The 24,929-nt window shown below is 73.3% G+C and carries 18 protein-coding genes; 11 read left to right on the forward strand and 7 right to left on the reverse strand.

Features of this window, described 5'->3' with window-relative positions:
* Positions 1-38 precede the first annotated feature (38 nt).
* From ngcE to ACZ6RT_RS28500, 3 genes are read right to left on the reverse strand one after another with little or no spacing between them, the layout of a single operon-like run.
* On the reverse strand, positions 39-1,463 hold the full coding sequence (gene ngcE, locus ACZ6RT_RS28490; RefSeq protein ID WP_399196566.1) for an N-acetylglucosamine/diacetylchitobiose ABC transporter substrate-binding protein: 1,425 nt from the start codon (positions 1,461-1,463) through the stop codon (positions 39-41).
* 28 nt (positions 1,464-1,491) lie between these two features.
* Positions 1,492-2,379 (reverse strand): sugar isomerase domain-containing protein, encoded by an 888-nt coding sequence (locus ACZ6RT_RS28495; RefSeq protein ID WP_470157129.1) that lies wholly within the window; start codon positions 2,377-2,379, stop codon positions 1,492-1,494.
* A 2-nt stretch (positions 2,380-2,381) separates the two neighbouring features.
* A complete protein-coding gene (locus ACZ6RT_RS28500; RefSeq protein ID WP_399196564.1) occupies positions 2,382-3,257 on the reverse strand; it encodes a MurR/RpiR family transcriptional regulator in 876 nt (291 codons plus the stop codon).
* 218 nt (positions 3,258-3,475) lie between these two features.
* On the opposite strand from ACZ6RT_RS28500, the gene ACZ6RT_RS28505 reads away from it, so the two are divergent.
* The 7 genes from ACZ6RT_RS28505 to ACZ6RT_RS28535 all read left to right on the forward strand — a co-directional run bounded on the left by ACZ6RT_RS28505 (position 3,476) and on the right by ACZ6RT_RS28535 (position 11,124).
* On the forward strand, positions 3,476-3,973 hold the full coding sequence (locus ACZ6RT_RS28505) for a hypothetical protein (protein ID WP_470157130.1): 498 nt from the start codon (positions 3,476-3,478) through the stop codon (positions 3,971-3,973).
* A 79-nt stretch (positions 3,974-4,052) separates the two neighbouring features.
* Positions 4,053-4,724 carry a MerR family transcriptional regulator gene (locus tag ACZ6RT_RS28510; RefSeq protein ID WP_470157131.1) on the forward strand — a complete coding sequence of 224 codons (672 nt, stop codon included), beginning with the start codon at positions 4,053-4,055 and terminating at the stop codon, positions 4,722-4,724.
* A gap of 200 nt (positions 4,725-4,924) precedes the next feature.
* The gene (gene glnII, locus ACZ6RT_RS28515; protein ID WP_399196561.1) at positions 4,925-5,938 is read left to right on the forward strand and encodes a glutamine synthetase; all 1,014 of its coding nucleotides are present in this window, start codon (positions 4,925-4,927) and stop codon (positions 5,936-5,938) included.
* Positions 5,939-6,062: 124 nt separating this feature from the next.
* Positions 6,063-6,653 (forward strand): TetR/AcrR family transcriptional regulator, encoded by a 591-nt coding sequence (locus ACZ6RT_RS28520; protein ID WP_399196560.1) that lies wholly within the window; start codon positions 6,063-6,065, stop codon positions 6,651-6,653.
* 192 nt (positions 6,654-6,845) lie between these two features.
* Positions 6,846-7,844 carry a TrmB family transcriptional regulator gene (locus ACZ6RT_RS28525; protein WP_470157132.1) on the forward strand — a complete coding sequence of 333 codons (999 nt, stop codon included), beginning with the start codon at positions 6,846-6,848 and terminating at the stop codon, positions 7,842-7,844.
* A gap of 80 nt (positions 7,845-7,924) precedes the next feature.
* On the forward strand, positions 7,925-9,661 hold the full coding sequence (locus ACZ6RT_RS28530; protein ID WP_470157133.1) for an NAD(P)/FAD-dependent oxidoreductase: 1,737 nt from the start codon (positions 7,925-7,927) through the stop codon (positions 9,659-9,661).
* A gap of 44 nt (positions 9,662-9,705) precedes the next feature.
* Positions 9,706-11,124, forward strand: a complete 1,419-nt coding sequence (locus ACZ6RT_RS28535; protein ID WP_470157134.1) for an ATP-binding protein — start codon at positions 9,706-9,708, stop codon at positions 11,122-11,124.
* Between the two features lie 64 nt (positions 11,125-11,188).
* Here the strand turns inward: ACZ6RT_RS28535 and ACZ6RT_RS28540 are convergent, their stop codons facing one another.
* Positions 11,189-12,448: an alpha/beta fold hydrolase gene (locus ACZ6RT_RS28540; protein WP_399196556.1), complete on the reverse strand. Its 1,260-nt coding sequence runs from the start codon at positions 12,446-12,448 to the stop codon at positions 11,189-11,191.
* 431 nt (positions 12,449-12,879) lie between these two features.
* Between ACZ6RT_RS28540 and ACZ6RT_RS28545 the strand changes: the two genes are divergently transcribed.
* Positions 12,880-14,265, forward strand: coding sequence for a GH1 family beta-glucosidase (locus tag ACZ6RT_RS28545; RefSeq protein ID WP_470157135.1), 1,386 nt, complete (start codon positions 12,880-12,882; stop codon positions 14,263-14,265).
* Positions 14,266-14,343: 78 nt separating this feature from the next.
* Here the strand turns inward: ACZ6RT_RS28545 and ACZ6RT_RS28550 are convergent, their stop codons facing one another.
* The 3 genes from ACZ6RT_RS28550 to ACZ6RT_RS28560 all read right to left on the reverse strand — a co-directional run bounded on the left by ACZ6RT_RS28550 (position 14,344) and on the right by ACZ6RT_RS28560 (position 18,113).
* Positions 14,344-15,039, reverse strand: a complete 696-nt coding sequence (locus ACZ6RT_RS28550; protein WP_399196554.1) for a ThuA domain-containing protein — start codon at positions 15,037-15,039, stop codon at positions 14,344-14,346.
* Between the two features lie 40 nt (positions 15,040-15,079).
* Positions 15,080-16,351: an ROK family transcriptional regulator gene (locus ACZ6RT_RS28555; RefSeq protein WP_470157136.1), complete on the reverse strand. Its 1,272-nt coding sequence runs from the start codon at positions 16,349-16,351 to the stop codon at positions 15,080-15,082.
* A gap of 172 nt (positions 16,352-16,523) precedes the next feature.
* A complete protein-coding gene (locus tag ACZ6RT_RS28560) occupies positions 16,524-18,113 on the reverse strand; it encodes a carboxylesterase/lipase family protein (RefSeq protein ID WP_470157137.1) in 1,590 nt (529 codons plus the stop codon).
* 204 nt (positions 18,114-18,317) lie between these two features.
* On the opposite strand from ACZ6RT_RS28560, the gene ACZ6RT_RS28565 reads away from it, so the two are divergent.
* The 3 genes from ACZ6RT_RS28565 (at position 18,318) to ACZ6RT_RS28575 (ending at position 24,729) form a co-directional block, all read left to right on the forward strand.
* The gene (locus ACZ6RT_RS28565) at positions 18,318-19,559 is read left to right on the forward strand and encodes a serine hydrolase domain-containing protein (RefSeq protein ID WP_470157138.1); all 1,242 of its coding nucleotides are present in this window, start codon (positions 18,318-18,320) and stop codon (positions 19,557-19,559) included.
* A 141-nt stretch (positions 19,560-19,700) separates the two neighbouring features.
* Positions 19,701-21,971, forward strand: coding sequence for a protein kinase domain-containing protein (locus ACZ6RT_RS28570; protein ID WP_470157139.1), 2,271 nt, complete (start codon positions 19,701-19,703; stop codon positions 21,969-21,971).
* A gap of 325 nt (positions 21,972-22,296) precedes the next feature.
* Positions 22,297-24,729, forward strand: a complete 2,433-nt coding sequence (locus tag ACZ6RT_RS28575; RefSeq protein ID WP_470157140.1) for an ATP-binding protein — start codon at positions 22,297-22,299, stop codon at positions 24,727-24,729.
* Positions 24,730-24,929 lie beyond the last annotated feature (200 nt).

Raw genomic sequence — 24,929 nt, forward strand, 5'->3', positions numbered from 1 at the left:
CCGCCGTCCCCCGGCCGCCGCGCCGCCCCGCGCGGCCGTCACCGGCCGAACTTCTTCACCGAGGAGTCCGCCTTGACCGCGTCCGCCTTCCGCTGCGCGCGGTCCGCCCACTCGGTGACGGACAGCTTGCCGGACATGAGCTGCCCGGAGGCCGCGGCCACCTCGTCGTGCAGCTCGGCGTACCACTTGCGGAACAGAAACCAGACGGCGTTGTCGCCCGCGGCGGCCAGCGCGGTCGAGGCGCTCTTCAGGCCCGGCTTGAGCGTGCGGCCCTGGTCGGCCCCCTTGACGACGGTGAGCGTGGAGACCATCTCCATGAACCCGCCCGCCCCCTCCTTGGAGAGCATGGCGCGCATGTACTCCAGGCCCGCGCGGGGGTTGGCCGACCTGGCCGGGACGATGTACTCCTCGCCCGGCTGGGCGTGCAGGGTGCCGTACGGCAGGGCATCGGAGGAGCCGAAGTCGGGCAGCGGGAACATGGCGTATTCGAAGCCGTCGGGGATGGAGTCCTTCTGCTCGTTCTCCAGCCAGGAGCCGCAGGGCAGCATCGCGACCTGGCCCCTGTTCTGGGCGGTCTGGGTCTGCACGTGGTCGAGCCCGGCGGTGCCCTGGAGCAGGTACTTCGACCCGAGCTCGGCGAACGCCTCGGCGGCCTGCCTGACCGGTTCCGCCTTCCAGGCTCCCTCCTGGAGGTTGTCGATGTTCTTGAGCACGTCCTTGCCGCCGATCTTCGCGGCGAGCGTGAGGATCGCCTCGTAGATGTAGAACGGGTGCTTGCCCGCGTAGGTGAAGGGGGCCGTCCTGCCGGCCTTCTTGATGGTCTCGCACAGGGCCAGGAAGTCGTCCCAGGTCTTCGGGACCTGCCAGCCCTCGGCCTCGAAGAGCTTGCGCGAGTACCAGATGCCCCAGACGGTGTTGGCGTAGTTGAGGACGTACGGCCTGCCGTCGTAGCTGCCCAGCTCGATGGCGGCGGGGTCGATGGTGTCGCGCACCTTCACGGCGGGGTCGTCCCAGCTCGGCGCGTCGTACAGCGGCGTGAGGTCGGCGAGCTGGCCGTCCTGGACCAGGGCGCCGAAGTCCATGGCGCCCGCGCCGGAGTTGTTGACGACCTCCGGCGGGTTCCCCCCGGCGAAGCGTGGCTGGAGGGTCTTGGCGACCTCCTTGGTCGCGTTGTGCTCGATCTCCAGGCCGGGGTGTTTCGCCTTGAGGATCCGCTCGTGGACGTCGCGGGCGTAGGCGTCGCCGAACCCGCCGTCGAAGATCCAGATCTCCAGGGGCCTGTTCTCGGCGAAGCCGAGCGGGTTGGCCGCGCTGGTGGCCCCGGCGGCGGGGGCCGAGGACGCGGCGCCGCCGTTCCCGGCCGGGGTGGCGCACGCGGACAGGACCGGCAGGGCGAGACCGGCCAGGGCCGCGCCGCGCAGGAGCTCACGCCTGGTCGGCTGGTTCATGCTTCCCTGGTTCATGCTTCCTCCTGGGAGTGGAAGGCGGTGGTCAGGCACCCCGCCGGATCCGTCCGGCATAGCGGTTCTCGAGAAGGCGGTTGTGCTCGTCGCCGCCGGTCACGTTGGCGGAGCGGTAGATCGGCGGGGTCCGGCCCGCCCGGGTCAGGCCGCGTACCACCTCGGCCACGACCATCTGGGCCAGCAGCGCCGAGGTGATCGTGGAGACCGCCCCGAACGTGCCGCCGCCCGGCAGCGGCAGGACCGCGTCGCCGTACGGGGCGCGGTTGTCGAGCACGACGTCGGCGAGGTCGAGCAGCTTGCGGCCCGAGGGGTGGCGGGAGGTCATCGCGGTGCTGTGCCGCACCGAGGTCAGGGCGATCAGGCCGTGCCCCCGCTCCTTGACGATCGAGGCCAGCTCGACCACCGAGCCGTTCACCCCCGAGCTGGAGATCAGCACGAACACGTCCTGCGGCCGGACGGGCGCCAGGTCGTAGATCCGCCGGGCGACCGACGGGTCGCGCTCCAGCTCACCGGCCGGCCCGAGCAGGGTGGCGACCGGGGCCTCGCCGTACAGCACGACGTCGCGCAGGGCCAGGCGGTTGCTGGGCACCAGTCCGCCCGCGCGCCCGGCGATCTCCATGGCGATCGCCTCGGAGTGTCCCGAGCCGAACGCCTGGATCACGCCGTCGTCGAGCAGGCAGGCGACCATGAGCTCGGCAGCCCGTCCCACCGCGTCCGTCTGGGTCCGGGAGACCTCGTCGACCAGGGCCTTCACCCGGTCGACGTAGTCGGCGGCCCCCACGTCCACCGTGCCGTCGCGCACCCTGCCGTCGCGCACCCTGCCGTCGTGCCCCGTGCCGTCGTGCCCCGTGCCGTCGACCATGGCGCCGTCGTGCGCCGTGCCGTCGTCGGCCGTGCCGTCCGCTGTGCCGTCCACGCTCAGTTCCTCTCGACGCGATGGCTCTCCAGAGCCCGGATCGTCCGCTCGAACGCCTCGTTGGTCTGCTCGTAGGTGCGCTGCGCGACCGCGACGTAGATCGTGTCGAGGACGAACAGCTGGGAGTGGACGGCGGCCAGGCCGCCCAGCCGGAAGGTGGTCTCGCGGCTGGCCGTGGTCAGCACCAGGTCGGCCAGCTCCGCCAGCGGGGAGCGGGCGAAGGAGGTGACCGCCACGGTCAGCGCTCCCCTGTCGCCCGCCTCGGCGAGGGACTCCAGCACCTCGCGGGTACGGCCCTGGTGGGAGATGCCGATCGCGACGTCGCCCTCGCCGAGCAGCGCGGCGTCGGCGAGGGCCTCGTGCGCGTCGGCGTGGCTCCAGCAGGGGATCCGGATCCGGCGCAGCCGCCCGCCCGCCATCCCGGCCACCGCGCCGCTGGTGGAGACGCCGAAGATGAGGACGCGGCGGGCCGCGACGACGGCCTCGGCGACCGTGGTGACGGTGCCCGCGTCGAGCTGTGCCGCGGTCTCCTGGATGAGCCGGGAGTCGGCGGCGGCCATCACCCCGATCGCCGCGTCGAGCGGGTCGGTGGGGCCGATCTCGTGCCCCACCCCCATGTCCCAGTTGGCCTGCGCGGCCCGGCCGTCCTCGGTGGCCAGCGCGACCCGCAGCCCCGCGTACCCGGCGAAGCCGAACACCCGGCAGAAGCGGGTGACGGTGGCGGGCGAGCTGCCGCTCCGCTCGGCCAGCGTGATGATCGTGGAGCGGGCCGCCGCGGCCGGGTCGGCCAGGATCGCCTCTCCCACCCGGCGCAGCGCCTCGGGCAGCGCCGGGGTCTCGGTCCGGATGCGTCCGAGCGCACCTGCGGCCACAGGCATTCCTTTCACCACTGGTCAATTGGATGAAAATTATTCTCACATCGAGGCCGCGTCAAGGCCGTCCGGGACACGAAAAGGGCTCGGCCCCTTCCCGATCGCGGCCTCGGGCGGGCGATCCGGGCTTCCGGGAAAGAGGATCGACAACCTTTGCGGGGTCCTGGGCGTCGTTTTTAACAAAGGTTCCAGACGAGGAGCCGCCTGACGGAGGCGAACCCACGATGACTCGACGTCCGGCCGACGCGCCGCACCAGGTTCCCGGCACGCACGTCCACGACGAGCTGGCCGCCCGCCGCGCCCGGCGCGCCGGGGAGCAGAGGCTGCGCGACGAACCGCACCTGTGGCTGCTGGAGCGTGAACACGGTGTCCGCCTGACCGTCGAGGAGCTGCAGGCCGCCGACCGGCGGATGCGGCAGGTGCCGTCACCGCGCCGCCGGGAGCCCGCGCCCCGGGATTCCAGGTCGCGGGAGTCCAGGCCGCGGGAGTCCGAGCCGCGCCGGGAGGTCTCGCCGATCGCGAGGCTCTCCCCGGTCGAGGAGCCCTCTTCCCCTTCCGCGGAGCCCACCAGGACGGAGCTGGACGAGGAGACGCTCTCCCTGCAGCTGCTCGTCTGGCGCCGCCTGGGCCCGAGGGGGTTCGCGGGCTTCATGCGGGACCTGGAGGAGATGGAGGCCGAGCTGGCCAAGGCCCGCGACGACGGCTGGGGCGAGCCCGGCTGAGCGTCCCCTTTCTCCTGGGCAAGTGCTTGCTCGGTAGACCAAAGGACGCCATCTCATTGGCTACCTGTACTATCCAACAATGCGGATATCAGAACTCAGCGCCGCATCGGGCGTGGCCATCCCAACGATCAAGTACTACCTGCGCGAGGGTCTGCTCCCCGCGGGCGAGCAGACCTCGGCCACCAGGGCGCGGTACGGCGAGGACCACCTGCGGCGGCTCCGGCTGATCCGGGCGCTGCTGGAGGTCGGCCGGCTGCCGATCGCGTCCATCCGCAGGGTCATCGAGGCCGTCGACGACAGGACCCTGAGCCTGCACCACGTGCTCGGAACCGCGCAGTACGCCATCGCGCCCCCCGTCGAGCCGGACGCCTCCGGCCAGGACTGGACCGAGGCCCGCGCCAGGGCCGACGCCCTGATCGAGGAGCTGGGCTGGCGGATCGACCCGGCCGCCCCCACCCGCCAGGAGCTGGCCCAGGTCATCCTCACCCTCGTCCGGCTGGGCATGCCCGCCGGCGGCGAGGCCCTGCTCCCCTACGCGAGCACCGCCCTGAACCTGGTGACCGAGCACGAGATGCGCGCGATCCCCGTCGACGGCCCCAGGGAGGCGGCGGTCGAGGCCCTGGTCCTCGGCACCGTCCTGCACGGCAGGGTGCTGGACATCATGCGGCGCCTGGCCCACGAGTCGGTCTCCGCCCGGGTCTTCGCCGACACCTCGGACGACGCTCCGGACGGCACCGGACCGCCCGGGTGACGAACGTCTCCCTCGCCCTCGCGGACCGGGAAAAGGGCAGCTCACAGCCGTGAAAACGGTGAGTGCGAACTTTTCTCACCGCCCCTGCCTGCCCAAACGGCGGCGAGTAACATTCTGTTCACACATGGGCAACAGATGCGAAATCGCGACTTGCGAATCTTTGAGGGCAGCAGATCCCTCCATCCTCAAGGACCTCGCCGATGACCTTCAAGGCTGAATACATCTGGATCGACGGCACCAAGCCGACCGCCAAGCTCCGCTCCAAGACCAAGGTCCTGGCGGACGGCGCCGAGCTCCCGATCTGGGGCTTCGACGGGTCCAGCACGAACCAGGCCGACGGTTCCTCCTCCGACCGCGTGCTCAAGCCCGTGTTCACCTGCCCGGACCCGATCCGCGGCGGCGCGGACGTGCTGGTGCTGTGCGAGGTCCTCAACATCGACATGACCCCGCACGAGAGCAACACCCGCGCGGCCCTCGTCGAGGTCGCGGAGAAGTACGCCGACCAGGAGTCGTGGTTCGGCATCGAGCAGGAGTACACCTTCTTCAAGGAGGGCCGCCCGCTCGGCTTCCCGCTCGGCGGCTTCCCCGCCCCGCAGGGCGGCTACTACTGCGGCGTCGGCGCCGACGAGGTCTTCGGCCGCGAGATCGTCGAGAAGCACCTCGACTACTGCATCCAGGCCGGCCTGGCCATCTCCGGCATCAACGCCGAGGTCATGCCCGGTCAGTGGGAGTTCCAGATCGGCCCGGCCGGTCCCGTGGAGGTCTCCGACCACATGTGGATCGCCCGCTGGCTGCTCTACCGCACGGCCGAGGACTTCAACATCGCCGCCACCCTGGACGCCAAGCCGGTGAAGGGCGACTGGAACGGCGCGGGCGCGCACACCAACTTCTCCACCAAGGCGATGCGCGAGGGCTACGACCCGATCATCACCGCCTGCGAGGCCCTCAGCGGCAACGCCCTGGAGCACGTCAAGCACTACGGCGTCGGCATCGAGGACCGCCTCACCGGCCTGCACGAGACCGCCCCGTGGAACGAGTTCAGCTACGGCGTCTCCGACCGCGGCGCCTCGGTCCGCATCCCGTGGCAGGTCGAGGTGGAGAAGAGGGGCTACATCGAGGACCGGCGTCCGAACGCCAACGTCGACCCGTACCTGGTGACCCGCCTGATCGTGAACACCTGCTGCTCCGCTCTGGAGAAGGCCGGCCAGGTCTGATCCGACCGGTCGGCCCGAGGGCCGCGGAACCGTCCTGCCGGGGGCGTTCCGCGGCCCTCGGCGTTCCCGGTGGCCCCCCTGACAAGACGAGACGTTTCGGCTCATCACTTGGTACATTCGAGCCGTGAAGACACCGAACCCGGCCCGTCGCAGCGAGCAGTCCCGCCAGGCCATCCTGACCGCCGCCTTCGACCTGGTCGCCGAGACCGGGTACGCCAAGCTGACGATAGAGGCGATCGCCGCCCGTGCGGGAGTGGGCAAGCAGACCATCTACCGCTGGTGGCCGTCCAAGGGCGCCGTCTTCGTCGAGGCCGTGCTCTCCATGGGCGGGGGCGAGGGGCAGGACCTGTCGCTGCCCGACACCGGGGATCTCGGGGCCGACCTGCGGCAGGTGCTGCGGGCCATCGTGGACGAGTACAACGACCCCAGGCTGGAGGCGATGAGCCGAGCCCTGAACCTGGAGCTGCTGCAGGACCCGTCGATGAACGCCGAGATCACCGAGCGGGTCATGGGACCGCACCTGGAGGCGACCAAGGAGCGGCTGCGCAGCGCCCAGCGGGCGGGCCAGGTGGCCGCGGACGCGGATCTGGACGTGGCCGTCGAGCTGCTGTACGGGCCGGTCTACCACCGCTGGATGCTGCGGACCGCCCCGCTCACCCACGCCTACGCCGACACCCTCGTGGAGTTCGCCCTGGGCGCCCTGAGGGCGGCGTAGACCCGGCCCTGGAGGGCCCGCCCGGCCGAGATGTGGCTTGTCCTAAATAAACGTAAAAATCTGGACTTTCTAGATCATGTCGGGCTCCGTCCCAGCTCCAGAGCCTAAAGCAGGTACGAGTGACGAAAATCCCTCGAAACAGGTGCTTTAGGACAGCGCTAAACAGGTAGCTCGCGCCGTACCATAACTGCGATGCGGGACGTAGTGGAGCAATTACAGCGTTTGGGCATGTCGGGCTATGAGGCCAAGGCATACGTCACCCTGGTCGGTGCCGGGCAGCCTCTCAACGGCTACGAGGTGGCCAAGCGTTCCGGCGTGCCCCGCAGCACCGTCTACGAGACGCTGGGCAAGCTGGTGGCCAAGGGCGCGGCCTACGAGCTGCGCGGCTCGGACGACGCCACCGACTACCTGCCGCTGCCGCCGAGGTCGCTGCTGCAGCGGATGCGCCGGGAGTTCGACGACTCGATGGAGGCCCTGGAGGTCTCGCTCCCGGCGATCGTGGCGCCTCCCCGGGCGCACCTGATCCACAGCCTCAAGGACGCCGGAGCGGTCCTGGCGCGGGCCGAGGACGTGGTGGCCGGGGCGCGCACCGACCTGTTCGTGTCGATCTGGCCCGAGGAGATGACGCTGCTCCTCCCGCTGGTCGAGCGCGCGGTCCAGCGCGGGGTCGCCACCTCGGTGATGCACTTCGGGCCGGCCCGCAAGCCGGTCGGGCGGCTGTACGAGCACCGCTTCCCCACCCGCGCCGCCTCCCCCGAGGGGCGCGGCGACCGGACCCACGGACGGCCGGACCTGGACCGGCGGCTGCTGGTCGTCACCGGCGACCGGCGGGAGACCGTGGTCGGCGGGTTCACCGAAGGCGCCGCGTGGGGCGTCTACACCGAGGACCCGGCCGTGGTCACGATGGCGGTGGAGTACGTCAGGCAGGACATCGCCCTGCAGATCATCGCCGAGCGGGTCGGGCACGAGACCATGGGCGAGCTGTGGGCCGGTGACGCCGAGCTCCGGAGCCTGCTCGCCGGCCACGACCGTCCCGCCGCCCTGCTCCGCGCCGCGGGCATGCCCGGCCGTCCCGGCGCGCGGCCCCAGGAGGCCACGGGCCGGGCCGACGAGCCCGGCGCGCCCTTGCGGGAGGGCGACGCCCCGGCCCGGCGGGCACCCGAAACCGACAATCCATCGGATGCCGGATAAAACCGTACTTTAACCCGCGTGTGGCATCCTGCGTAGAGGTTGTCCCACAGCGATCCTTCCGTCTCGGGGAAAGGCAGGACATGGAGAAGCCGGTCATCGTGACGGTCGACGACGATCCCGGGGTGTCCCGTTCGGTGGCCCGTGACCTGCGCCGGCGCTACGGTCACTCGTACCGCGTGGTCCGGGCCGACACCGCGGCCGACGGCATCGCGAGCGTCCGCGAGCTGCGGCTGCGCGGCGACGACGTCGCGGCGATCCTCGCCGACTACCGGATGCCCCAGATGAACGGCGTGGAGTTCCTGGAGCAGGCCATGGACCTGTACCCCTACGCCCGCCGGGTGCTGCTGACCGCCTACGCCGACACCGAGGCCGCGATCCAGGCGATCAACGTGGTCGACCTGGACCACTACCTGCTCAAGCCGTGGGACCCGCCGGAGGAGAAGTTCTACCCGGTGCTGGACGCCCAGCTGGAGGCCTGGCAGCGCACGGACCGGCGCCGGTCCGACGAGCTGCGGGTGGTGGGCGCGCGCTGGTCGGCCCCCTCGTACGAGGTCAGGGACTTCCTGGCGCGCAACCAGGTGCCCTACCGCTGGATGCTGGCCGACTCCGCCGAGGGCGCCGAGCTGCTCGCGGCGGCCGGGCAGGCGGACACGACGGTGGACACGACGGCGGGCGGGACGGTGAACGGGACCGCGACCGGGACGGTGAACGGGACCGGGGGCGGAACGGTCCCGGCCAGGCTGCCCCTGGTCGTCACCGCCGACGGCACCACGCTCGTCGCGCCGGCCCCCGCGGAGCTGGCCCAGGCCGTGGGACTGGCCACCGCCCCTGCCACCGACTTCTACGACCTGATCGTGATCGGCGGCGGTCCCGGAGGGCTGGGCGCGGCCGTCTACGGCGCCTCCGAGGGGCTGCGCACGGTGATGGTCGAGCAGCACGCCTCGGGCGGGCAGGCCGGGCAGAGCTCCCGGATCGAGAACTACCTGGGCTTCCCCGACGGCGTCTCCGGCGCCCAGCTCGCCGACCGGGCCAGGCGCCAGGCGCTGAAGTTCGGCGCCGAGCTGCTCAGTGCCCGTACGGTCACCAGCCTGGAGGTCAAGGGCCAGGCCCGGGTGGTCGGTTTCGACGACGGCGGCAGGATCGCCGCGCACACCGTGATCCTCGCCACCGGCGTCTCCTACCGGCGCCTCGGCGCCCCGGGCCTGGACGACTTCATCGGCTCCGGCTGCTACTACGGCGCGGCCCTGACCGAGGCGCCCGAGTGCCGGGACCGCGAGGTCTACATCGTCGGCGCCGCCAACTCGGCCGGTCAGGGCGCGGTCTACCTGTCGGGGTACGCCAGCAAGGTCCACCTGATCGTCAGGGGCGACGGCCTGGAGCGGACCATGTCGCACTACCTGATCGAGCAGATCTCCCGGATCCCGAACATCGAGGTGCACCTGGGCACCGAGGTGGTGGGGGCCGAGGGCGACGGCCACCTGGAGCGGATCACGCTCAAGGACGCGGACGGCGAGCGCACGGCCGACGCCGAGTGGCTGTTCGTCTTCATCGGCGCCGAGCCGTTCACCGACTGGCTGGGTGAGATCATCGAGCGCGACGACAGGGGCTTCATCCTCACCGGCCCCGACCTGACCGCCGGTGAGAGGCGGCCGCGCAACTGGTCGCTCCGGCGCGAGCCCTACCACCTGGAGACGAACGTCCCGGGGGTGTTCGCCGCCGGTGACGTCCGGGCCGAGTCGATCAAGCGGGTCGCCTCGGCGGTCGGCGAGGGCGCGATGGCCGTCGCCCTGGTCCACCGCTACCTGGAGAAGACGTGACCGCCCCGGACGAGGTCCCCCGCGGTACCCACGAAGGAGGCGGGATGATCGACACCGACGTGCTCCGCGGGCTGTTCCTGTTCGAGGGACTGTCCGACGACCAGCTCCGGTGGCTGGCCGAGCACGGGACCGAGGAGGAGTACGGCGCGGGCCAGACGATCGTCGCGCAGGGGGAGCCCGCCGACTGCTTCGTCGTGCTCGTCGAGGGCGAGGTGGTGATGGTCACCGACACCCAGGCGGGCCCGGTGAGCATGAGCCCGACCTCGCAGCCCGGCGTCTACGCCGGGGCCGTCTCCGCCTACCTGGTCGACCGTGCCCCGGCGACCTACGGCCACTCGCTGCGCGCCACCAAGCCGACGCGGATGCTCGCCTTCCCGGCCCGGGAGTTCGGCCTGATCATGGGCGAGTGGTTCCCGATGGCGGTCCACCTGCTCGACGGGGTCCGCCTGGGCGGGATGGCCCAGCGGGAGTTCATCGACCGGCGGCAGCGGCTGACCGCCCTGGGCACCATCACCGCCGGGCTCACCCACGAGCTCAACAACCCGGCCGCGGCGGCCGTACGGGCCGTGGACGACCTGCGCTCGAAGGTGCGCTCCTCGCGGCGGCGGCTGGCCGCGCTGGCCGGGGAGGACATCGAGCCCCGGCGCCTGCGCGCGCTGGTGGACCTGCAGGAGGCGTGCGCCGACGGTGCCTCCCAGGCGCCGTCCCGCTCCCCGCTGGAGATCTCCGACGCCGAGGACGAGCTCTCCGACGCCCTTGAGGAGGCCGGGGTCTCCGACGCCTGGGAGATCGCGCCCGCGCTGATCGCCGCCGGGTTCGAGGCCGGCAAGCTGGACAAGGTCCGCGAGATGATCGGCGAGCGGCATCTGGACGCGGCGATGCACTGGCTCTCGGAGGCCATCGAGATCGCCCAGATGCTGAACGAGGTGACCGACGCGACCGAGCGGATCTCCTCGCTGCTCGCCTCGGCCAAGCAGTACTCCCAGATGGACCGGGCGCCGTACCAGTCGGTCGACCTGCGGGACCTGCTGGACAGCACCCTGACCATGTTCCGCGGGAAGATCCCGCCGGGGATCAGCGTCGCCACCGACTACGACCCCGACGTGCCGCCCGTCCCGGCCTACGCCGGGGAGCTCAACCAGGTGTGGGCCAACCTGATCCACAACGCGATCGACGCGATGGCCGGAAGCGGCGTGCTGACCGTCCGCACCCGGCTGGAGCACGAGACGATCGCGCTGGTCGAGATCTGCGACACCGGTCCGGGCGTCCCCGAGGGCCTGCGGGACCGGATCTTCGAGCCGTTCTTCACCACCAAGGCGGTCGGCGAGGGCACCGGGCTCGGCCTGGACATCTCCTTCCGCATCGTCGCCGGCCGCCACGGCGGCGACCTGCGGGTGGAGTCGGAGCCGGGTGACACCCGCTTCCAGGTACGCCTGCCGGTCACCGAGACCGTCACCGCCTGATCCCGTCCCGCGCCCGGCAGGCACACGGGACCGGGGCGTGTCCTCGTAGGGCGCGTCCGGGCGGTCAGGAGCCGTGGGCGCCCCGGGCGATGTCCATCAGGCGGGACAGGACGCGGGCGCCGGAGACCCGGACGCCGTCGTGCTCCAGCTCGTTGGTGACCCAGGTCCGCACGTTGCCGACCGCGCGGGCGGTGCGGACGGACAGGCCCTCGTCGACGTACATGTCGTCGTAGTAGACGGCGGCGACCACCGGGACGGTGTTGGCGGCCAGCCGGGCCGGGTCGTACAGGGCGGGCCAGCCGGAGGTCTCCGCCAGGATCTCGGCGGCCCCCTTGAAGGGGCGGAGCGCGGCGATCTCGTCGAACATCCAGGGGTAGATCATCTCTCCGGTGGGGAGCGTCGGCTCGGCGTCGGGGTGGAAGTCCTCCGGCAGCAGCCGGTGCGCGGCCCAGGCGGTGGCGGCCCCCTGGGCGTAGATCGACTCGTGCAGGACCGCGTAGAGCGGGTTGCCGACGAAGCCGGTGGCCATCATGACCTCGTACAGGAACAGGTCGGAGAGCCGGTCACCGGACCATGCCTCCTCCAGCACCCAGTGCAGGTACTCCGGCCCGTCGCTCATGCCCAGGCACATGCCCAGGGTCTGCAGCCGTCGCACGCTCAGCACGTCCCCGTCGGGCAGGCGGACCTCGTGGTGGCGCAGGTGGTCGGCGATCCCGTCCAGCCGGGCCGAGTCGTGCGGGTAGCGGGCGAAGTGGCGGCGGACCCGGTCGCGGACCCGGGGGTAGGTGCGCGTGTAGACGTCCTCGGCGGTGGCGTCCAGCCCGGCCAGGCCGCCGGTGACGTAGCAGGTGGCCAGGCCCTCGGGTGCCTGCGACAGGTAGGTGAGCGTGATGAAGCCGCCGTAGCTCTGGCCCAGGGTGTCCCACGGCCGGTCCCCGCACAGCTCCCGCCGGATCAGCTCGGCGTCGGCCACGATCGCGTCGGCCCGGAAGCGCGTCAGGCGGGCGGCGAGCTCCGCGTCGGTGCCGTCGATCGTCCTCGCGGTGATCGGGGTGCTGCGCCCGGTCCCCCGCTGGTCGAGCAGCAGGACGCGGTGGGTCCGGAGCGCGTGCCCCAGCCAGCCGTCGGCGGCGGCCGGGCGCGGTGACTTCCCGCCGGGACCGCCCTGCAGGTACAGCAGCCAGGGCAGGTCCTCCCCCCGCCTGGCCGGGTCCACCGCCTCCCGGGCGAAGACCTCGATCGTCCCGGCGCCGGGGTCGGCGTGGTCGAGGGGGACGGTGAACGCGTGGTCGGTGAGTGCCACACCGGGCAGAAGGACGGTCACCCACGGAAAGCTACCCGAGCCGGGCCCGCGTCCCGCCCCCGTTCCGCCTCCGGCGGCCCGAGGGGAGAGCGCGGGGACGTCCCACCCGGCGGGGAGCCGCCTGCGCCGAGGAGGACGAGCCGTGCCGGGACGGGCGGCACGGCCGTCGCGCGCCGTGCCCCGGCGACACCGCCGCGACGCGGGGGGCCGGGAACGACTCGGTAACGTCACCTTGACGCGGACCTAGTTTTGCCTCTTAAATTTCAATATGAATTAAGCGTCGAAGCGAGTGGCCACCCTCTCCTCCCAGCACGCCGACCGGCGGTGGGCGGGTGGCGCGACGTGCCACGAGCACCGTCTCGGCGCCACCCCGGCGAACCCGCCACCGATCGTCGTCCCGGCTTGCCCGGCAGGCGATCAATCCGTGTGACCACGCAAGGAGCGTTCAAGGGATGACCCAGACCGACGACCGGACCGGCACCGGCCTGGCCCTGTTCCCCACAGGTTTCCGCTGGGGGGTCGCCACCGCGTCCTACCAGATCGAGGGCGCCACCCGCGAGGACGGCCGGGCCCCCTCGATCTGGGACACCTTCGCCCGGACCGCCGGCCGGGTGCACCTGGGACAGACCGGTGACGTCGCCTGCGACCACTACCACCGCTACCCCGAGGACGTCGCGCTGATGCGGGAGCTCGGCGTCGACACCTACCGCTTCTCGGTCGCGTGGCCGCGGATCAAGCCCGACGGCACGGGCCCGGTGAACCCGCGGGGCCTGGACTTCTACGACCGGCTGGTGGACAGCCTGCTGGCCTCGGGCATCGAGCCCATGGCCACGCTGTACCACTGGGACCTGCCGCAGTCGCTGGAGGACCGGGGCGGCTGGACCGTCCGGGAGACCGCCCGATACTTCGCCGAGTACGCGGTGGCCGTCCACGACCGCCTCGGGGACCGGATCCGGACGTGGACGACCCTGAACGAGCCGTGGTGCTCGGCCTTCCTCGGGTACGCCACCGGCGACCAGGCACCGGGCCGCACCGAGCCGGGAGCGGCCTTCCGCGCCGCCCACCACCTGCTGCTGGGCCACGGCCTGGTGGCCCGCGCGCTGCGGTCGGCCGGGGCCAGGGAGGTCTCGGTCACGGTCAACCTCACCCCGGTCTCCCCGCGCGACCCGCTGGACCGGCACGACGTCGCGGCGGCCGGGCTCGTCGACGGCCTGCACAACCGGATCTTCCTCGACCCGCTCCTCAAGGGCCGCTACCCCGCCGACATGCTGGAGCACATGGCCCGTTTCACGAGCCTGGAGCACATCGCCGACGGTGACGAGGAGATCATCGGCGCCCCGATCGACCTGCTGGGGGTCAACTACTACGCGCCGACCTTCGTCGCGGCCAGGGTGGGCACGCCCTCCTCCGACCGCTTCCCGGGCACCGAGGGCGTCGAGTACCCCGAGCCCGACCTGCCGGTGACCGCCATGGGCTGGCCCGTCGAGGCCGACGGCCTGCGCCGGCTCCTGGTGCGGCTGGCGCGGGACTACCCGTCCACCCCGCTGATGATCACCGAGAACGGGGCCGCCTACCACGACTCCGCCGTGGACGGCCGGGTCGCCGACGCCGAGCGCATCGACTACCTGCGCTCCCACCTGCTCGCCGCGCACCAGGCGATCGGCGAGGGAGCCGACCTGCGCGGCTACCTGGCCTGGTCGCTCCTGGACAACTTCGAGTGGGCGTACGGCTACGACAAGCGGTTCGGGCTGATCCACGTCGACTACGAGACCCAGCGGCGCACCCTCAAGGACAGCGCCCTGTGGTACAGCGGGGTCATCGGCAGGAACGGGATCTGACCGGAGTCCGGCCCGCACCGGCCCCGCGCCGCCCCGTACCGCCCCGCCCCGTCACCCGGTGCGGGGCGGTGCCGCCTTTCAGCGGGCGGCCCAGACCAGGCCGCGCCGGGTGAGCTCGTACACGGTGGGATGACGCAGGTCGTCGAGCCGGTGGCCGATCGCGGAGAAGAAGACCTTCCCCCTCCCCCAGCGGCGGGTCCAGACGACCGGCATGGGGGTCGGCGGGGAGACGAACACGGTGGTGGCGAGCACCTCGTTGCGGGCGTCGGCGAGCATCCAGTACTGCTCGGTCTCGACGGTGAAGTCCCCCAGCCCGGCGACGATCGGGTGGCCGGAGTGCGCGGGGTCGATGCTCACGTCATAGGTGAGGAAGTCGTCCGGGTGGTGCAGGAAGAGGCCGCCGACCATCCGCAGGTAGTCGCGTCCGCCGAAGGCCGCCACCACGCCGCCGTGCCAGCCGGCGAAGCCGGTGCCGTCCTCGACCGCGGCGACCAGGCCGGCCTCCTGCTCGGGGGTCAGCACGCCGTCCGTCCAGCACTGCACGATCAGGTCGGTACCGGCCAGCAGCGACCGGTCGGCGTAGACCTCCAGGTCGCCGGTGACGGTCACCGAGAAACCGGCCGCGGTCAGCTCCGGGATGAACAGCTCGGTCGCCTCGACCGGGGCGTGCCCCTCCCAGCCACCGCGGACCACCAGCGCCGTTCTCGTCCCTGCCCCGGTTCTCGTCCCCGGCCCGGTGCCCGCCGACGGCCCGCCGATCGCAGGCCCGCTCATCGGTGTCCCCCGGTCGAAGGCCCGCCCGTCGAAGGCCCGCTCATCGACGGCCCGCCGGGGCGCTCGTCAGGGCGGCCGCGCCACCGGCGCCACCGGCGGCACCGGCGGCCGCGGGGGTCGCGGGGGTCGCGCCGGTCGCGGCCGTGCCCGCGGGTTCCCGGCCGGCCGGGCGTACCGCGTGGCTGCGCAGCAGGAAGTCCTCGACCACCAGGGTGGCCGCGCCCAGCGCGACCGCCTCGGCGCCCAGCCTGCCCAGCTCGATCGAGGCCTGTGAGAACGGCAGGGGCAGGGCGTACCGGCCGGCGGCGGCCCGGATCTCGGGCAGGAACTCCCGTCCCAGCAGGGACCCGGCCCAGCCGCCGAGGATGACGCGCTCGGGGTTGAACAGGTTGATCAGGTCGGCCAGCCCGGCGCCCAGGCAGCGGACGGCCTCCTCCAGCGCGGGGCGGGCCAGCGGGTCGGCCAGGAGCGCGGCGAACACGCTCTCCTCGTCGTCACCCCCCAGCTCCCTTCCTGCCCCGGCGAGGATCGCCTCGGCCCCGACGTACGCCTCCAGGCAGCCCCGGCTGCCGCAGCGGCACGGCCGCCCGTCCAGGACGATCTTCGTGTGCCCCCACTCGCCCGCGCCGCTCGCCGTGCCCCGGTAGGTGACGCCGCCGTTGATGATGCTCGCCCCGGCCCCGGTGCCGATGAAGGTCATGACCAGGTGCTGGGCCCCCTGGCCCGCGCCGAACCAGAGCTCGGCCTGCCCGGTCGTCTTGACGCCGTTGTCGGCGAAGACCGGGATCGAGGTGCCCTCGCGCAGCAGCGCGCCCAGCGGCACGCCGTCCCAGCCGAAGGCGCGGGCGTGGATGAGCAGGTCGGTCCCCTGCTCGGCGACGCCAGGGACGCCGAGGCCCATGCCGATGACCTCGGACTCGGTCGCGCCGGCCTCGGCCAGGACCGCCTCCAGCCCGTCGAGGATGTACCGGGCGACCACGGCGGGCTCGTGGTGGCTGGGGTCGAGGGCGAACTCCTTCCTCGCCCTCTCGGCCATGGCCAGGTCGTACAGCTCGACGCGGACGCGCGTCTCCCCCACGCCGACGCCGACCACGTACCCGTACGAGGGGTCGACCTTGAGCATGATCCGGGGGCGTCCCCCGTCGGAGTCGACGGAGCCGGTCTCGACCACGATGCCGTCCGCGATGAGGTCGGCGATCACGTTGCTCACCGTCGCGGCGCTGAGGCCGGTCGTCCGGGCCAGGTCGTGCCTGCTCAGCTCGCCGGCGAAGTAGAGCGTCCACAGGACGACGGACCGATTGCCCTTCCGCACGTCGCGGAGGGTCCCCCGCTGTGGACGGCTCATGGTTCTCCCCGGGCAAGTAATTTCACATGTTAGTACAACTATTCTAGTCACGGCCTCCGCAGGTTCCCCGGGCGCACCGGTCCCCGGCGCGGCGTGGTGCGCCGCCCCGGGGGACGAGGTGAGTTTCCCAGACGCGGGGTCAGGACGGCGACGGCCAGAAACCGAGGTCGTGGTCGGCGGCGTAGTCGACGGGCCCGACCGCGCCCGGCTTCAGGGCCTGGGTGTACGGCACGCGCGCGGCGGCGTCGAAGCGCTCCCAGCGGGGCAGCCCGACGCCGTTGGGGTCGCCGGTGCGGGCGAACCCGGTCCAGTAGCCGATCATCCGGTCCGACAGCTCCCGCTGGGCCGGGCTCAGCGTGACGTTCCGCTCCGGGAACAGGTAGGGCAGGTCGCCCGCGTGGAAGGCGCCGAACGGGAAGTCCGTCTTGACCGGCAGGAACATCGGGGCCCGGCGGTCGGCGAACTGGTAGGCGTAGACCGGGGCCCTGGCGGCCAGCAGCCTGTTCTGCTCGAAGGTCGCGCGGGCCCACATCCTGTCGGTGACCACCGCGGCCCAGGCCAGCGAGGGCGAGCCGTACCTCCGGGGCGGGTACCGGGTGGCCACCCTGGCCGCGTCCGCGCCGAACGCGGCGCGCAGCAGGCCGCGGTACGAGGCGGCGGTGACGGGCCGGCCGGCCAGGTCGTGCGTCATGGCGACGAAGAGCCGGTGCTCGTCGCGGGTGGCGCCGGAGATCACCGGTACCGCGTGCCCGCGGCCGGCCCGCAGCTCGGCCGAGGGCGACCGCGGCAGCGTCTCATTGCCGTACGCGTAGGACTGGAACATGTTCATGATCTGCGGGACCTTGAGAATCGTCCTCACCGGCAGGGCGCGCAGGCAGCGCAGGTCGGAGCAGCCGAGCTTCCCGGCCGCGTACCGGCCCGTCTCCTCGACCTGGGCGGCGGGGAGCCAGGCGTAGTCCGGACGGCCGGGCACGCCCTCGCCCATGCTCCCGGGGAGCATGTCCATCATCGTCTCGCCGCTCTGCATGACGGCCCGGTCGAACAGGCCCCTGGCCTTCGGCGAGGTCAGGTGCCCGCCGATGCTCATCGCGCCCCACGAGACGCCGAACACGGTCACGTTGCGCGGGTCGCCGCCGAACGCGGCGGCGTTGCGGCGCACCCAGCCCAGGGCTGCCTGCTGGTCCTGCAGCCCGTACGTCCCCGACCCGGCCAGCCCGGGATATCCGAACCCGCCGAACACCCCGAGCCGGTAGTTGATCGTGACGACCACCACGTCCCCCCGGGTGGCCAGGCGGCGCACGTCGGTGAGGTCCCCCGAGCCGAGGGCGCCGTCCCCGTGGATCCACACCATGACCGGCCTGCCGGTCCTCGGGGTGCGCGGCACGGTCACGTTGAGGAACAGGCAGTCCTCCTCGTCGCTGGTCACCTTCGCGTAGTCCGCGCCGACCTGGGGGCACATGGCGCCGGGCCGGGTGGCGTCCCGGGTCCCGGCCCAGCGGGCGGCCGGGCGCGGGGAGCTCCAGCGCAGCTCGCCGACGGGCGGGGCCGCGTACGGGACGCCGTTGAAGATCCTGTGCTCGCCGGTGACCGTGCCGCGCAGGGCCCCGGTCTCGACGCGCACGACGCGCGGGTCGTCCGCGCCGGTCCGGCGCGGCTCTCCGTCCGGAGCCGCCGCGCACGCCGCCGCGAGGGCGGTCGTCGCCAGAACGCTCATGATCTTTGTTCGCATGTCCTCCACGCTGTCAAGGGCGGGGCGGGGCGGGCAGAGCCGTCGATACGCAATGCCAGGGGACAAATGTCCCGGCCGGGACGGGTGCGGGAGCGGGAGTGGATCGGCCGAGGGTCCCGCGCCGCTCTCCTGGGCCGGAGCGGCCCCGGTTGTTAGGCTCGGCCACCGAGCAAGTGCTCACTTTCGAACGAGGCGGGGCGGACGATGACGGCAGAGGACACGGCCCGGAACGGCGTGCGGACCCACGGGCACTGCGACCCCCGTTTCTCCCGGGTACGGGAGGTGTTCGACGGCCACTTCGCCGACGGCGAGGAGCTGGGCGCGGCGTTCGCGGTCTTCGTGGACGGCGAGCCGGTCGTCGACCTGTGGGGCGGGACCGCCGACCGCAGGAGCGGGCGCCCCTGGGAGCGCGACACCCCCGTGCTGGCGTACTCGTGCACGAAGGCGGTGACCGCGACGGTGGCGCTGTCGCTGGCCGAGCGCGGCCTGCTCGACGTCTCCGCCCCGGTCGCGGACGTCTGGCCGGAGTTCGCCCGCCGCGGCAAGGACCGCGTCACCGTCGAGCACCTGCTCACCCACCAGGCGGGGCTGCCCGCGATCGAGGAGCCGGTCCCGGTGGAGGAGTTCGAGGACCAGGCCGCCATCGCGGACCGGCTGGCCGGGCAGGCCCCGATCTGGGAGCCCGGGACCGCGCACGGCTACCACGCGCTGACGTACGGGTTCCTGGTCGGCGAGGTGATCCGCAGGGTGTCGGGCTCGTCCGTGGGCGAGATCGTCGCCGCCGAGATCTCCGGGCCGTCCGGCCTGGACCTGTGGGTGGGGGCCGGCGACGACGTGGCGGCGCGGGCGGCGCGGCTCTCCGCCGGGGACCGCAGGCCCCCCGCTCCCGACGGGCCCCCGGCGGCCCCGGACGCGGACGCCGGGGACGAGGACCCGCTCCTCCGGATGGCCCGGGCCGCGCTGGACAGGGACAGCCTGATGAACCGGGCGCTGGGCAACCCGCCGATCCACCTGCTGCCCGGTGGCGCCAACCACCCGCTCGTCCTGCGCGCCGGCTGGCCCGCGATGGGCGCCGTCACCACCGCCCGCGGCCTGGCGGGCTTCTACCGCGACCTGGTCGCCGGGCGGATCGTCCGGCCGGAGACCCTGCGGGAGGCGACGCGCAGGAGGGTGAACGGCCCGGACCGGGTGCTGTTCGTCGACAGTTCCTTCGGCCTGGGGTACATGCGCCCGGCGATGACCTTCCTCACCCCGCCCGCCGGCGCGGAGTCCGCGTTCGGCCACACCGGCATGGGCGGGTCGCTGGGCCTCGGCGACCCCCCGTACGGCCTGGGCATGGCGTACACGATGAACAGGATGGCCGGCGCCGTCTCGGGCGGTCTCCGCGGCCACCGCCTGGCCGAGGCCGTCTACGAGTCGCTCACCCGGGACCGCGCGGCGCGCTGACCGCCGGGGCCCTCCGTCACGTCCGGATCCTCGCGAACCCGGCGGCGCTCACCCGTGTTCTTCGCCGAACTTGACCGATCGTGACAACCGACCACATGGGTGAGACCGTCGAACAAGCGACGGCACGCCGAAGGGGGCTGGATGGTTCCGGAATACCGCGAGATCCGGGAGCTCGGTGCCGGCGGGGGCGGACGCGTGGTGCTGGCCACGTACGCTCCCACCGGGGCCTACGTGGCCATCAAGTATCTCGACGCGGCCCTCAAGGACGACCCCGGCTTCCTGGCGCGCCTCCGGGCGGAGGCGCGCGTCCTGGTGGAGTTGCGGGATCCGAACGTGGTGGGGCTCCACGAGTACTACGAGGACGTGCTCGAGGCCGCGGTCGTGATGGAACTGGTCGACGGTGTCGCGCTCCGGCGGATCCTGGACGAGCACGGCACGACCAGCCCCGAGGCGGCGCTGGCCGTGCTCAGGGGCTCGCTGCTCGGCCTGGCCGCCGCGCACGACGCCGGGGTGCTGCACCGCGACCTCAGGCCCGAGAACGTGCTGGTCCAGGCCGACGGCGGCAGCAAGCTGGCCGACCTCGGCATCGCCCTCCCCTCCGGGCACCCGGGCGGCTTCGCCTACCTGGCGCCCGAGCGGCGGCAGGGGGCCCCGGCGAGCGCGGCGGCCGACGTCCACGCGGCCGCGTGCGTGTTCTACGAGTGCCTCACCGGCCGCAGGCCACCGGAGACCGGCCCCGGCGTCGCACCGGCGCACCGCGGCGCGACGCCCGTCCCGGTCGACGAGGTGCCCAGCTCGGTACGCGGGCTGATCACCCGCGGCATGGCCGTCGACCCGGCGGACCGGCCGCGGAGCGCGCGGGAGTTCCTCCAGGAGGTGGAGGCCGCCGCGCCCACGGCGTACGGGCCGGAGTGGGAGCAGCGCGGGCGGCGGCATCTCGCCGAGGCGGCCACGCTGCTGGCGCTGACGTTCCCGCTGGCGCGACCGGCGGAGGCCGGGCCCGCGGGCAGAGGGGGCGTGTTCGGCCGGGGAGGCCGGGCGGGACGCGCGGGGCGGGCGGACCGGATCCGGCGTCCCCGGCTGGGACCCAGGACGCTGGCCGTGCTGGGGGTGATCACCGTGGCGATGACCGCCGGGGTGATCGCGGGCAACCGGCCGCAGGACAGGCTCTCCGCGGACACGATCTTCACCCCGCCGCCCGACTCCGCGGTGGTCGAGGAGACCCCGGTACGGCGGCGGACGCGCGCGACCGCGCCGGCGGGCCCCGGGGAGCCGCGACCCTCGCGGAGCACGGTCGACGAGCGGATCCCGTCCCCCTCACGGGCCACCCCCGCCGACCGCGCCGCCCCGCTCCCCGTCGTGCCCCCGACGCCCCCGGCGCTCCCGGAACGCCCCCGCACGACCGCCCCCGTCCCGACCGGCTCCCGGACACCCTCCGCCCGCCCGCCGGACCCCACCCCGCGCACCACGCCGAGCCCCACGGGGTCGCCCACCGGGACGCGACGGCCACCGGCGCCCGCGCACACGGTCGGCGACCTGTCGATCCCGCGGATCGACGCGCACGGGGCCGTGATCCGTCTCCGCGCCTCCACGACCGGCGACGTCACGCTCACCGTCACGTTCGCCGAGGGACCCGACCCCGGGCGTCTCGTCGAGGCGCCCCCGCGCACCGTCGTGCTCGGCGGGTCCACGTCCTACTCGCACGCCCTCCCGTACGCCTTCGCCGACCCGGCCTGCGGGCACACCGTCCACCGCCGGGTCACGGTCTCCACCGTGCCCGGGGCCCCCGGCGGGGCCTTCGGCCGCACCGAGGAGGTCCGCGGCGAGCCGTGCGAGCCCCCCGCGGTCTCCATCACCTCCTTCGACGGCACCACCGTCGCGTTCCAGGTGACGACCTCCGGCCCCGCGCCCGTGACCGTCCGGCTCGGCTTCGCCCAGGGACCCGGCGGGGCCCACGGCACACCGCCCTCGGACACGCGGGAGCTGAAGCTCTCCGGCGGCACCGAGTACGCGCGGGAGGTGACCGGGGAGTTCGGCGAGCCGCAGGGGTGCGACGGGCACGCCACGCGGCTGGTGACGATCACCACCCTGCCGGTGGGCGCCGTGTCCTCCAGGACCGCCCTCGTGGACCTGCCCCCGTGCTCCCCCGACCCCGACCCCGACTCCGGCCCCGACTCTGGCCCCGACGCGGACCCCGGATCGCCCGGTCCCGGCACGCCCCCGGAGCGGCCCGCTCCCGAGGCGGCTCCCGGCCCGTCCGGTCCCGGCCCGTTCGGTTCCGGCCCGTCCGGTTTCGGCCCGTCCGGTTTCGGCCCGTTCGGTTCCGACGCGGGTCCGGGGCGGGCGGACGTCCCTGAACCGGCCGCCGACGAGCCCGGTCCCCGCGGAGCGGGGCGGAACGGCATCTCGTGAGGCGACCGAGCGTTCACCGGGTCGACGGGCGAGGGCCGGATCGGCGAGAGCCCCGGCCGAAGGGACCCCGGCCGAGGCCCCCGGTCGACGGGACCCCCGGGCGGTCGTCCCCGGCCGGTGGAAACCTTGGAGCGGGGGACGTCCGGGCCGCCGGAACCCCGGCCCCGGCACGTCCCGCGGGCATGCCCTCCGCAAAGGCCCGGCCGTGCGGTGACCGTACGGACACGGCGTGTACCAGGAGGTGACGGCCTGCGCATAGTGTGGAGACGCCGGCCCGGATCCAGCCACACGGCGGTCCACTCGACGAAGCCGGCGTGAGGTCCTGATGGACGAGGTGGCATCGGTCGCCCGCAAGCGCCGGCAGGCAACGGATCTGCCGTCCGAGGTGACCAGTTTCGTGGGACGTCGGCATGAGACCGCCGAGGTCAGACGCCTGTTGTCCGTGGCCCGCGTGGTGACCCTCACCGGTCCCGGCGGGGTCGGCAAGACCCGGCTCGCCCTGCACGTCGCCGCCGACGTCCAGCGGGCCTTCCCCGACGGGGTGTGGCTGGTCGAGCTGGCCGGGCTGCGGGACCCGGAACTGCTCGTCGGGTCGGTGAGCGAGATCCTGGCCATCCGGGACGTCTCCACCCGGCCCCCCGCCGAGGTGCTCACCGAGTACCTGCGGCCGAAGCGGGCCCTGCTGATCCTGGACAACTGCGAGCACCTGCTCCGCGACTGCGCCGTGCTGGCGGAGAGCCTGGTCCGCTCCTCCCCGGGCCTGCGGATCCTCGCCACCAGCCGTCAGGCGCTGGGCATCGCCGGAGAGCAGAGCCTTCCCGTGCCGCCGTTGCCGTTGCCCCCTCCCCCGCCGGACCCGGACCGCCCCGCGCCGCCCGCGGCACCGCCCACCACCTCGGAGGCGGTACGGCTGTTCACCGAGCGGGCGGCCTCGATCGTCCCGGGGTTCGCGGTCACCGACGGCAACCGCTCCGACGTGGAACGCATCTGCCGCAGGCTGGACGGCATCCCGCTCGCGATCGAACTCGCGGTCGTACGGCTGCGGGCCCTGTCCCCCGCCGAGCTGCTGGCCCGCCTGGACGACCGCTTCCGGCTGCTGACCGGGGGATCGCCCGCGGCGCTGCCCCGCCAGCGGACGCTGCGCGCGCTGATCGACTGGAGCCACGTCCTGTGCACCGAGCAGGAACGGCTGCTGTGGGCGCGCATGTCGGTGTTCACCGACGGCCTGGACCTCCAGGCGGCCGAGGCGGTCTGCTCGGGGGACGGCATCGAGCGGGACGAAGTGATCGACCTGGTGATCGGGCTGGTGGGCAAGTCCATCCTGATCCGCGAGGACCACCCCGGCACCCCCTCGGCCGCGCGCTACCGGCTGCTGGAGACGCTCAGGCAGTACGGCCGGGAGCGCCTGGTGGCCTCGGGACAGGAGACCGCGCTGCGGCGGCGCCACCGTGACCACTACCGGCGGCTGTCGGCACAGGCGTACGCGGAACGGTTCGGCCCCGGCCAGGTGGTCTGGTTCGGCCGGTTGAAGCTCGACCACGCCAACCTGCGCACCGCGCTGGAGTACTGCTTCACCGAACCCGGCGGGGCGCCCGAGGCCCTGGGCATGGCCGCCGACCTGCTCTACCACTGGATCACGAGCCACTACCTCGGAGAGGGACGCCGCTGGCTGGGCCGGGGCCTGCTCACCGGGACCGGGCCGGACGGGATCAGGGGCCGGGCCCTGTGGTCCGATGGCTGGCTGGCCGTCATCCAGGCCCACATGACCGCCGCGGAGACGATGCTGGAGGAGGCCGAGAAGATCGGCAGGAGACCGGGACAGGAGGCGATCCTCGGCTACGTCGCCCTCTTCTCGGGGATGATCGCGATGTCCCGGAACGAGGTCGACGTCGCGATCAGGCTGTACGAGGACGCGGCGGAGCGCCATCGCGCCGAGGACGACCCGACCGGTCAGGCCGCGGCGCTCATCCGGCTCTGCCTGGCCCACTCCTTCCGGGGGGACTGGCCGAACTCGATCTCCGTCGGGGAGAGCTGCCTGGAGCTCTGCGACGCCCACGGGGAGGTCTGGCACCGGGCGTACGCCATGATGGCGCTCGGCGTCGCGGTCTGGCGCCAGGGTGACGCGCGGCGTGCGATCGAGCTGGAGAAGGAGAGCCTGAGGTTCAACCGCTCGATCGACGACCTGCTGGGCACCGGCGTCAACCTGGAGGTGCTGGCCTGGATCGCCGCCGCCGAGGGCGACCACCTCCGGGCGGCCAGGCTGCTGGGGGTCCTGGAGCGGATCTGGAAGGCCCTCGGGGCGCGGCTGTCCGGGTACGGGCACCTGATGTGCTACCACGACGAGTGCGAGGCCGTCGCGCGCCACGCGCTGGGCGGGCCCGCCTTCGACGCGGCGGTCCGGCAGGGGGCCAGGATGACCTGCGACGAGGCGATCGCCGCCGCCCTGGAGGAGCTCGACCGCCCCGTCGCCCAGGTCGCCGAGGCCGAGCCGTCGCCGCTGACCCCCAGGGAGACGGAGATCGCCCAGCTCGTCGCCCGCGGGCTCAGCAACAGGGACATCGCGACCACGCTGACCATCGCCCAGCGCACCGCGGAGGGCCATGTGGAGCACATCATGACCAAGCTCGGCTTCCACTCACGGGCCCAGATCGCGGTCTGGACCGGCGAGCGCAACCGGACCGGCGACCGCGACGGTTCCCGGGACGGCTCCCGGGACGACGACGCGGGCACGAACGGACGCCACCCGCCTGGCGCCTGACGACGCCCTGGACGCGGACGGGCACGGTGGGCGAGGTTGCCCGGGCCCAGGGCACGCGATCGGCCGCGAGAGGGCCTTCAGGAGACGCGAGGGGGCCCGGGACCGGCCACGAGAGGGCTTCCCGGGAGCGCGAGAGGGGCCGGGAGCGTGAAGGAGGCCGAAAGCGCGGGGGGCCGAGAGCGAGGGGGATCCGAGAGAGG

The sequence above is a fragment of the Streptosporangium sp. NPDC050148 genome (genome assembly GCF_055586505.1).

Excerpts from the sequence above, each read along its gene's own strand:
- ACZ6RT_RS28505 (WP_470157130.1), top strand. The coding sequence starts at position 3,476 with ATGACTCGACGTCCGGCCGACGCGCCGCACCAGGTTCCCGGCACGCAC.
- ACZ6RT_RS28560 (WP_470157137.1), bottom strand. The coding sequence starts at position 18,113 with ATGCGAACAAAGATCATGAGCGTTCTGGCGACGACCGCCCTCGCGGCG.
- ACZ6RT_RS28565 (WP_470157138.1), top strand. The coding sequence starts at position 18,318 with ATGACGGCAGAGGACACGGCCCGGAACGGCGTGCGGACCCACGGGCAC.
- glnII (WP_399196561.1), top strand. The coding sequence starts at position 4,925 with ATGACCTTCAAGGCTGAATACATCTGGATCGACGGCACCAAGCCGACC.
- ACZ6RT_RS28535 (WP_470157134.1), top strand. The coding sequence starts at position 9,706 with ATGATCGACACCGACGTGCTCCGCGGGCTGTTCCTGTTCGAGGGACTG.
- ACZ6RT_RS28550 (WP_399196554.1), bottom strand. The coding sequence starts at position 15,039 with ATGAGCGGGCCTGCGATCGGCGGGCCGTCGGCGGGCACCGGGCCGGGG.
- ACZ6RT_RS28530 (WP_470157133.1), top strand. The coding sequence starts at position 7,925 with ATGGAGAAGCCGGTCATCGTGACGGTCGACGACGATCCCGGGGTGTCC.
- ACZ6RT_RS28500 (WP_399196564.1), bottom strand. The coding sequence starts at position 3,257 with ATGCCTGTGGCCGCAGGTGCGCTCGGACGCATCCGGACCGAGACCCCG.
- ACZ6RT_RS28575 (WP_470157140.1), top strand. The coding sequence starts at position 22,297 with ATGGACGAGGTGGCATCGGTCGCCCGCAAGCGCCGGCAGGCAACGGAT.
- ACZ6RT_RS28510 (WP_470157131.1), top strand. The coding sequence starts at position 4,053 with ATGCGGATATCAGAACTCAGCGCCGCATCGGGCGTGGCCATCCCAACG.
- ngcE (WP_399196566.1), bottom strand. The coding sequence starts at position 1,463 with ATGAACCAGGGAAGCATGAACCAGCCGACCAGGCGTGAGCTCCTGCGC.
- ACZ6RT_RS28525 (WP_470157132.1), top strand. The coding sequence starts at position 6,846 with ATGCGGGACGTAGTGGAGCAATTACAGCGTTTGGGCATGTCGGGCTAT.
- ACZ6RT_RS28570 (WP_470157139.1), top strand. The coding sequence starts at position 19,701 with ATGGTTCCGGAATACCGCGAGATCCGGGAGCTCGGTGCCGGCGGGGGC.
- ACZ6RT_RS28545 (WP_470157135.1), top strand. The coding sequence starts at position 12,880 with ATGACCCAGACCGACGACCGGACCGGCACCGGCCTGGCCCTGTTCCCC.